10 protein-coding genes are annotated in these 8,985 nt (G+C 72.0%); 6 read left to right on the forward strand and 4 right to left on the reverse strand.

What is annotated here, in order from left to right; translation table 11 throughout:
• Window positions 1-5 precede the first annotated feature (5 nt).
• The 4 genes from GQQ92_RS14615 to GQQ92_RS14630 all read left to right on the forward strand — a co-directional run bounded on the left by GQQ92_RS14615 (window position 6) and on the right by GQQ92_RS14630 (window position 3,899).
• Window positions 6-1,712: an ABC1 kinase family protein gene (locus GQQ92_RS14615; protein ID WP_157000038.1), complete on the forward strand. Its 1,707-nt coding sequence runs from the start codon at window positions 6-8 to the stop codon at window positions 1,710-1,712.
• A gap of 59 nt (window positions 1,713-1,771) precedes the next feature.
• Window positions 1,772-2,167: an SHOCT domain-containing protein gene (locus GQQ92_RS14620; protein ID WP_157000039.1), complete on the forward strand. Its 396-nt coding sequence runs from the start codon at window positions 1,772-1,774 to the stop codon at window positions 2,165-2,167.
• Between the two features lie 69 nt (window positions 2,168-2,236).
• Complete coding sequence (locus GQQ92_RS14625; RefSeq protein ID WP_157000040.1) at window positions 2,237-3,091, forward strand: hypothetical protein; 855 nt, start codon at window positions 2,237-2,239, stop codon at window positions 3,089-3,091.
• A gap of 13 nt (window positions 3,092-3,104) precedes the next feature.
• Window positions 3,105-3,899 (forward strand): ferritin family protein, encoded by a 795-nt coding sequence (locus tag GQQ92_RS14630; protein WP_157000041.1) that lies wholly within the window; start codon window positions 3,105-3,107, stop codon window positions 3,897-3,899.
• 10 nt (window positions 3,900-3,909) lie between these two features.
• Here the strand turns inward: GQQ92_RS14630 and GQQ92_RS14635 are convergent, their stop codons facing one another.
• From GQQ92_RS14635 to msrB, 4 genes are all read right to left on the reverse strand, one after another.
• Window positions 3,910-4,056: a hypothetical protein gene (locus GQQ92_RS14635; protein WP_157000042.1), complete on the reverse strand. Its 147-nt coding sequence runs from the start codon at window positions 4,054-4,056 to the stop codon at window positions 3,910-3,912.
• Between the two features lie 114 nt (window positions 4,057-4,170).
• Window positions 4,171-4,731, reverse strand: coding sequence for a flavin reductase family protein (locus GQQ92_RS14640; protein ID WP_197738277.1), 561 nt, complete (start codon window positions 4,729-4,731; stop codon window positions 4,171-4,173).
• Window positions 4,732-4,844: 113 nt separating this feature from the next.
• Window positions 4,845-5,366, reverse strand: coding sequence for a peptide-methionine (S)-S-oxide reductase MsrA (gene msrA / locus GQQ92_RS14645; protein WP_157000043.1), 522 nt, complete (start codon window positions 5,364-5,366; stop codon window positions 4,845-4,847).
• Complete coding sequence (gene msrB / locus GQQ92_RS14650; RefSeq protein ID WP_157000044.1) at window positions 5,363-5,851, reverse strand: peptide-methionine (R)-S-oxide reductase MsrB; 489 nt, start codon at window positions 5,849-5,851, stop codon at window positions 5,363-5,365. The genes msrA and msrB overlap by 4 nt, the downstream gene beginning before the upstream one ends.
• A gap of 234 nt (window positions 5,852-6,085) precedes the next feature.
• Here msrB and GQQ92_RS14655 point away from each other — a divergent pair, with 234 nt between their 5' ends.
• Both GQQ92_RS14655 and GQQ92_RS14660 read left to right on the forward strand, forming a co-directional pair.
• Entirely contained in the window at window positions 6,086-7,789 is a 1,704-nt protein-coding gene (locus GQQ92_RS14655; RefSeq protein ID WP_157000045.1) for a cation:proton antiporter, read from the forward strand.
• A 159-nt stretch (window positions 7,790-7,948) separates the two neighbouring features.
• Complete coding sequence (locus GQQ92_RS14660) at window positions 7,949-8,884, forward strand: aggregation-promoting factor C-terminal-like domain-containing protein (protein ID WP_157000046.1); 936 nt, start codon at window positions 7,949-7,951, stop codon at window positions 8,882-8,884.
• The last annotated feature ends 101 nt before the right edge of the window (window positions 8,885-8,985 follow it).

Genomic DNA, 8,985 nt, shown 5'->3' on the forward strand with positions numbered 1-8,985 from the left:
CGCGGGTGGCATCCGTTCCTCGGGATCGAGGCGATGCACTGCCCCGCGCCCGAGACACCCGCGCGCGCTATCGCCGCATCCTGCGGTTCGCGGGGTGGAACCTCGCCGTCACCTGGTGGTACGAGCTGTTCCTCCCGCGCATCGGCCTCGCCCGGGTCGCCGAGCGCACGAGGGCCGAGCGCATGCGGCGCTTCGCCCGCAGGTTCCACGTGCTCGCGGTCGATCTCGGCGGGCTCATGATCAAGGTGGGGCAGTTCATGTCGTCCCGCCTCGACGTGCTGCCGCCCGAGATCACCGCGGAGCTGTCCGGGCTGCAGGACGAGGTGCCCCCGGTGCCGTTCGACGCGATCCGCGCGCTCGCCGAGGCCGAGCTCGGCATGCCCCTCGAGCGCGCCTACGCCTCCATCGACGTCGAGCCCATCGCCGCGGCATCCCTCGGCCAGGCGCACCGGGCCCGGCTCGCGCCGCAGCAGGCGGCGGACTCGGGCCTCGACGCCGTGGTCGTGAAGGTGCAGCGGCCCGGCATCGACCGCATCGTCGACGTCGATCTCGCGGCGCTGCGCAAGGTCGCGGGCTGGCTCAGCCATGTTCGCCTCGTCTCCGACCGGGTGAACACGCATGCGCTCGTCGAGGAGTTCGCGCACACGAGCCTCGAGGAGATCGACTACCTGCACGAGGCCGCGAACGCGGAGCGCTTCGCCGCGGACTTCGCCGGCGACCGCCGAGTGGGCGTGCCCGTCGTCGCGTGGGAGCGCACCACCCGTCGGGTCCTCACCCTCGAGGACGTCACCGCCATCAAGGTCACGGATGCCGCGGGGCTCGCGTCGGCCGGCATCGATCCGGCCGAGGTGGCGCCCGTGTTCGCCGCGATCATGTTCGACCAGCTCTTCACGAACGGGTTCTTCCACGCCGACCCGCACCCCGGGAACATCTTCGTCACGCCCATCGTCGACGGGAGCGAGGCATCCTGGAAGCTCACGTTCATCGACTTCGGAATGATGGGGGAGGTGCCCGCCGGCACCCGCAGCGGCCTGCGGAAGCTGCTCATCGCGGCGGCCTCCCGCGACGGCACCGGGCTCGTCGACGCGGTGCGCGACGTCGGGGTGCTCCTGCCGTCGGCCGACACGGGCGAGCTCGAACGGGCGATGACGCAGCTGTTCGCCCGGTTCGGCGGCATGGGGTTCGCCGAGTTGCGCGAGGTGGATCCCCGCGAGTTCCGCGACTTCGCCGAGCAGTTCGGGCACGTGGTGCGCTCGCTGCCGTTCCAGTTGCCCGAGAACTTCCTGCTCATCATCCGAGCGATGTCGCTCACCTCCGGCGTGTGCAGCGCGCTCGACGCGGATTTCAACCTGTGGGACTCGATCGAGCCGTACGCGACCAAGCTCATCCGCGACGAGCGCGGCGACGTCGTGCAGGACGTCGCGAAGCAGGCCCTCGAGATCGCCCGCATCGCCGTCGGCCTGCCGAAGCGGCTCGACACGCTCGCGACCCGCATCGAGGAGGGCCGCATCACGGTCTCGGACCCGGCGCTCGAGCGACGTGTGGCACGCCTCGAGCGCACGGGCCGGCGCCTGGTGGCCGCCGTGCTGTTCGGCGCCCTGCTCGTCGCGGGCGCCGTGATCCGCGCCGACGACGCCGTGTTCGGCACGGTGCTCATGGTCGTGTCCGCCGTGCCGCTCCTGTTCGCCCTGTTCGCGGGGCGGATCCGATAGGTTGAGCGCCACACGGCCTCGACCGGATCGCGGCCACCGAACCCGAAAGGACGCCGCAGATGGGCTTCTTCGCCACGGTATGGGACTGGTTCTGGATCAGCGTCATGATCTTCGCCTACATCGCATACCTCTTCACGCTGATCTACATCGCGATCGACATCTTCCGGTCGCACGACCTCGGCGGCTGGATGAAGGCGCTGTGGTTCCTGCTGCTCCTCTTCGTGCCGTTCATCACCGGCCTCGTCTACCTCATCGTGCGGGGCCAGGGCATGGCGGAGCGTTCGGCGGGCCGCCGACCCGACATCGTCGAGTACTCCGACGAAGAGGTGCGGCAGGTCTCGTTCGCGAACCCGGCCGACGAGATCGCGAAGGCCGCCGCGCTGCGCGACCAGGGCATCATCACCGAGGGCGAGTTCCAGGCGCTCAAGAGCAAGGCCCTCGGCAACAAGTTCTGAACGCGGATGCCGCGAGCCGACGCCGTGGCGACGTCCTCGTCGCGGAGTGCGGCGGAGTAGCCTCGGCACATGAACGACACGAACGGCGCCGTCCGGATCCCGACCTCGGGAGCCCGGCCGGCGCCGTTCGACGTCCGCGACTTCGCCCGCACCGCCCAGGGCAGCCTGCGCGCGAGCCTCGATCTCGACGCCGTGGCCGGGCTGCCCGCCGCCGCGGCGCGCACGCTGCGCACACTCGCCGTGCTCGAGGGTGCCACGATGGCGCACCTGCGCAACGTGCTCGTGACGCCGACCCACAAGGACGCCCGGGTCACCGCGTTCCTCGTGTCGTGGGCCTACGAGAAGTACTGGATCGCCGATGCGCTGCACCTGATCGCGGATGCCGCCGCGCCCGCGGGCGCCTCGACGGCCGAGTCCGCGCCGAGGGCTCCCGCACGAGAGACCGGGCGCGGCCCGATCCGGCGCGCGCTCGCCGGGTTCGGTCAGGGACCCGACGTCGTCGGCGCCCATCTCGCGCTCGGGTTCGTCGACGACCTCGTGCTCGACCTCGCCTACGAGCGGCTCGGCGCGGCCGAGCGTGCCGACGGGGTCGACGCGGCCGTCGTTCTTGCCGAGGCCGTGGCTCGGATCCGCGCGGTCAAGGCACGCCACACGCGGTTCTTCGAGGCCGAAGCGGCCGGCCGCCTGACCGCCTCGCCGCGGTCGGCACGGCTCGCCCGGCGCGAACTCGCCCGCTCGCCCTGGCCGCTCGGCAGCGGATCGGTCGCCGCCGACGACCGTCGGGCGTTCGCCCGGTTCGCCCTCGGACACCGCGCCGGGGGAGCGGGCGGCACCGGCGCCGAGCGGCTCGCCCGCGGCATCCGCTCGCTCCCCGGCATCGACGCCCGCACCGCGGCCCGCGTCATCCGACGGCTCGAGGCGTGAAGGAGGAGAGCACATGGCGTTCGACATCGACCGGTACACCGCGACATCCGTCAGCGTGAACTGGAGCGACCTCGACCTCGAGTCGTTCCGCCGCGAACCGCTGCCCGAGCCGTCGCTCAGGACCCTGCGGTACATGGCCGACGTCGAGTACCACACCGTCTGCTACACCCGGGACCTGCTCACCACGCCGTCGCACCGCGAAGCCGACGTGAGCGCCTTCATGACCATGTGGAACCGCGAGGAGTTCTGGCACGGGGAGGCGCTCGCCGCGGTGCTCGCGATGCACGACATCACGGTCGACTACGACCAGCTCAAGGCCAGCCGGCTGAAGCTCGGGTGGAAGGACCGCCTCGACCCGATCAAGCAGTCGGTGCTCGGCGGACTCGTCGGCCACGACTTCGTGGCCGTGCACATGTCATGGGGTGCCGCCAACGAGTGGTCCGCGATCACCGCCTACCAGCGCATGGCCGAACTCGAGGAGCACCCGGTGCTGGCCGAGCTCCTGCGCCGCATCGCCAAGCAGGAGGCCAGGCACGTCGCGTTCTACACCTCGCAGGCCCGCGAACGGCTCGCGGCCAGCACGCGCGCCCAGAAGGTCACCCGGTTCGCGCTCAGCCGGTTCTGGGCGCCCGTCGGTTCGAGCATCATGGAGCCCGACGAGGTGCGCCACGTCATGGGCCACCTGATGAGCGGCGCCGAGGGTCGGCGCGCAGCCCGCAAGGTCGACGACAGCATCAGCGGCATGCCGGGCCTCGGCGGGCTCACGATCGTGCAGGACGCGCTCGACCGGCTCGGCGTGGCCGCCTGAGCGTCGCCCGCTACCGGGTTGTCAGCGCGGCGATGATCGCCCCGATCGCCGTCAGCGCGATGATGCCGGCGAGCCCCCACCGACGCAGTTGCACCGCGAGGAGCGCATACGACAGCCGTCGCCGCCGACGGCGTCTCCGCGGAGCGGGCTGCGACATCGAGGGGATCCTCTCGGGCGGAGTGACGGGCGAAGGCGGGCGGGCGGCGGGCGGCGGGCGGAGGGCGGAGGCGAGGAGGCCGGGGCCGGACGTGCGGGCGACGCGACGGGCGCCTCAGACCTGGGGCGACTCGTCGTCGAGCGCGTGGAACCGGCGATCGCGGTACACGAGCGACGGGGCGCGCTCGCCGAGCCGGACGTCGAGCACCTCGGCGACCACGAGCGACGAACCGCCGACCGGCACCGTGTGGACGATGCGGGCGCGCAACGCCACGGGCGCCTCGACGAGCCAGGGCTCGCCGGTCGGCAGCGAGGACCAGCCCTGCTCGGGCGTGAACCTCGGCGCACCCGAACGGGCGAACGCCCGCGCGACCTCGACCTGGGCTGCCGAGAGCAGGTGCACGACGATGGTATCGGCCCCGAGCAGCCCGCCGGCGGACCCGGTGGCCCGCGTGACCGAGAACGACAGGGCGGCGGGGTCGGCCGAGACGGAGGCAACGCTCGACGCGGTGAGGCCGACCGGTCCGAACGGCGTGGCGGCCGTCACCAGTGCGACGCCGGCCGGATGGTCGCGGAACGCCGCCTTGAACGCCTCGACCGTCGCCGGCACGAGCGTCGGCGACGAGGCATCCGACGTGAAGCCGTCGGTGAAGGAATCCGGATTCAGCACACCCATGGTCTCCAGCCTACGTTCGCCTCGCTGGGACTCGGCACCATGCCGCCGGGCCGCAGACGGCGGATGCCCGCCGGAATCGATCCGGCGGGCATCCGCTTCGTGCACGACGGTGCCTACGCGAGCGTCGAGGCGTCGCGCTTGGGCAGCTTCCACCCCGGTCGCACGAAGTGGCAGGTGTACCCGTTCGGGTACTTCTCGAGGTAGTCCTGGTGCTCGGGCTCGGCCTCCCAGAACGGGGCGGCCTCCTCGATGGTCGTGACGACCTTCGCCGGCCAGAGGCCGGAGGCGTCGACGTCGGCGATCGTGTCGAGCGCGATCTCCTGCTGCTCGGGGCTCTGCGGGAAGATCGCCGACCGGTAGCTCGTGCCGATGTCGTTGCCCTGACGGTTCAGGGTCGACGGGTCGTGCACCTGGAAGAAGAACTCCAGCAGCTCTCGGTAGCTCGTGACGCTCGGGTCGAAGACGATCTCGATCGCCTCGGCGTGGCCCGGGTGGTTGCGATAGGTCGGCTCGGCGTTGCTGCCGCCCGTGTAGCCCACGCGCGTGGACTCGACGCCCGGGCGCTTGCGGATCAGGTCCTGCATGCCCCAGAAACAGCCGCCGGCGAGGATCGCGGTCTCGGTTCGGTTCGTCATGATGCGTTCTCCTTCTCGGATGTCGCGGCCGCGGCATCCGTCGTCGTGAACAGGCTGAGGAAGTCGCCGTAGCCCTGCTCCTCGAGCTCGGCGACCGGCACCAAGCGCAGTGCAGCCGAGTTCATGCAGTACCGGAGCCCGCCGGCCTCGGCCGGCCCGTCGTCGAAGACGTGGCCGAGGTGGCTGTCGGCACCCGACGAGCGTACCTCCACGCGCTTCATCCAGAGCGTGCGGTCGACATGCTCGGTCACGGCGTCGGCCTCGAGCGGCTTCGTGAAGCTCGGCCAGCCCGACCGGCTGTCGTACTTGTCGGTCGAGGAGAAGAGCGGCTGCCCCGACACGACGTCGACGTAGATGCCGTCGTCGTGGTTGTCCCAGTACTCGTTGCGGAACGCCGGCTCGGTGCCGTCGCCCTGCGTGACGCTGCGCTGGAGCGGGGTGAGGCGGGCGAGCGCCTCGGGAGTGCTGCGGTAGTCGTTCGACATTCGTTCCTCCTTCACCGGGGCGCCGCTGGCTGCGGCACCCTCTTCGGCCGCGGCGCCTGCGCGACGCGACAGTGGATGAAACGACGCGGCGGCCCGTGCTGTTCCGGATGCTGCGCCCGCACGCTGTGAGTTCGCCGTGAGGCGGTCCGTGACACCTCGCACGCGGTGCGCCAGACTTTCCCCATCGCCGTCGGCCGGATGTCGCAGACGGCCGTCCTGCCGAGGGGAATGCGCATGGAACTGCTCGTCGTCGTCGTGCTCGGCCTGCTCGGCATCGCCGCCGCGACGGCCTTCGGGCCGCGGCTCGGGGTGTCCGCGCCGCTCCTGCTCGTGATCGTGGGCATCGGAACGAGCCTGCTGCCGTTCGTGCCCGAGATCGAGATCGACCCCGAATGGATCCTCGCCGGCGTGCTGCCGCCCCTGCTGTACTCGGCATCCGTGTCGATGCCGGCGATGGAGTTCCGCCGCGAGTTCAGCGCCATCGGCGGGCTCTCCGTCGGCCTCGTGATCGTGAGCTCGATCGCGCTCGGGCTCCTGTTCGCGTGGCTCATCCCCGGGCTCGGGGTGGCCGGCGGCATCGCGCTCGGCGCGATCGTCAGCCCGACCGACGCGGTCGCGACCTCCATCGTGAAGCGGGTCGGCGTGACCCCGCGCATCGTGACGGTGCTCGAGGGCGAGAGCCTGCTGAACGACGCCACCGCGCTCGTGCTGCTGCGGTCGGCGATCGTGGCGACCGCGGCATCCGTCTCGCTGTGGGACGTGCTCGGCGACTTCGTCTTCGCGGTCGTCGTCGCGGTGGTCATCGGCTTCCTCGTGGGCAAGCTGAACCTCGCGGTGCGCGAGCGCGTCACCGATCCCACCGTGAACACCGTCATCTCCTTCACGGTGCCCTTCCTCGCCTCCGTGCCGAGCGAGGCGCTCGGCGCGTCGGGCCTCGTCGCGGCCGTGGTCGCGGGCCTCGTCACCGGTCGGGGCGCGATCAAGCGGCTCTCACCGCAGCACCGCGCCTCCGACACGCAGGCGTGGCGCACGGTGGAGCTGATCCTCGAGGGCACGGTCTTCCTCGTGATGGGGCTCGAGATGTCGACCATCGTCGCCGAGGTGCAGGGCGGGCGTTCGGGCATCGCGTCGGGGCTCCTGCTCGCGGGCGTGTCGCTGGCGGCCGTGCTGGCGGTGCGCGCCGCGTTCGTCTTCCCGACGCTCGGCCTCCAGCGGCGGCGGGCGCGTCGGGGCGTGCAGATGCGCGACCGGCTCGCCGGGATGCAGGATCGCCTCGACCACGTCGACGCCGAGCATCCGTTCACGCTCGAGCGGGCGGGGGGACCGCAGAAGGGGGCGAGCCGAGCCGTGCCGAAGGACCGGCTCGCGATGTTCCGGCGACGGGTCAACCGGAAGGTCGCCGACATCGACTACTTCACGGCCGAGCCGCTGGGGTGGCGCGAGGGCGCCGTCATCGTCTGGGCGGGCATGCGCGGAGCCGTGACGCTCGCGGCGGCGCAGACCCTCCCAGCCGACACGCCGGAGCGCTCGCTGCTCGTCTTCGTGGCCTTCGCCGTGGCGGCGGCCTCGCTGCTCATCCAGGGCGGCACGCTGCCGATGATCGTGCGATGGGTGAAGCCGGCACGGCTGGACGTCGCCGCGATCGAGGCCGACCGCGATGAGCTCGACCGGATGCTCCGCGAGATCGCCCGCACCCGTATCGAGGAGGCGAAGGCCGCGAGCGACGGGAAGCCGGGGGAGGCCGCGCGCGGGTACGCGTTCCGGCTCGGCGTGATCGACGCGCAGCGCCGTGCACTGTGGGCGCAGCGCGACGAGGGCCGCTTCAGCTCGACCGCGCTCACCCAGGCGCTCGAGGCGTTGGACGCGACCCAGATCAGCCTCGAACTGCACAAGCGGCTCGACGTTCAGACCGAGGGCGAGCCGAACGCTTCATCCTGAGCAATCGTCAACAGTTCGGATGACATTCACAGGCAAACGTGAGGGGTTGTCCAGTTCGCCTCGGCAGACTGGCCGCTTCGCCCGGCCGCCCCCGCGTCCGTGGAACGCCAAGTCCAGGTTCGGCGCACTCCCGTGCGACGTTCCGCCCGTGTGAAAGACATGCAGAACCAGACTTCCTCCACTCCTCCCACCGAACCGCAGCGCGAAGCCGCGCCCACGCGACGCGTGCGCACGCTGACCGCTCCGGCCCGCCGATTCCGCACCCCGCTCGTCACCGCAGGCGCCATCGTCGCCGTCGGCGCCCTCGTCGGCTCCGGGTATGCGGCGCAGAGCAATGCCGACGCCGCGGCCGCACGGGTCGCCGAGACCCAGGCGCTCGCGCTCGCCGCCGAGCGCGACTCGGTCCAGGATCTCGAGGTCGACCACGGCGCCGTGCTCGACGTCCGCGCCGAACAGCAGGCGAAGGACACGCTCGACGTCGCGGCCGGGGCGATCGCCGCCGCGAAGGGCAAGGCCGACGCCACCGCCCTCGCGACCTCGGTCGCCGCGCTCGACTCCTACGAGCTCCTCAGCCCGCGCAAGGTGTTCGAGCTCGTCGACCAGGCCAAGACGCAGACCGGACAGGTCACCAAGGCCGTCGCCGAGGCCGACCGCATCGCTGCGGAGAAGAAGGCCAAGGCCGAAGCCGAGGCGAAGGCGAAGGCCGAGGCCGAGGCCGCCGCCCGCGAGGCGGCCGAGTCCGACTCGGGCTCCGACTCGGGCGGCGTGGCCGCGCCGAGCGCACCCGCGAACCCCAGCGCCGCGCAGGCCATCGCGCGAGACATGATGTCCTCGCGCTACGGCTGGGGTGCCGACCAGTTCGGCTGCCTCGTCGAGCTCTGGAACCGCGAGTCCGGCTGGAACGTCTACGCGTCCAACCCGAGCGGCGCCTACGGCATCCCCCAGGCCCTCCCCGGCAGCAAGATGTCCTCCGCGGGCGCCGACTGGGCCAGCAACCCCGCCACCCAGATCTCCTGGGGCCTCGGCTACATCGCCGACCGCTACGGCAGCGCGTGCGGCGCGTACAACACGGCGCTCTCGCAGGGCTGGTACTGATCCGCCCGGTCGAAGACCGCACCCCCGAGAAGGGGGCCCCGCCGCCGCCCGGGGCCGCCGGGGGGGCCCCCGCCCCCGCACCGACCAACGACGCGCGAGGG

This window comes from Agromyces terreus, from assembly GCF_009749465.1.
Lineage (GTDB): Bacteria > Actinomycetota > Actinomycetes > Actinomycetales > Microbacteriaceae > Agromyces > Agromyces terreus.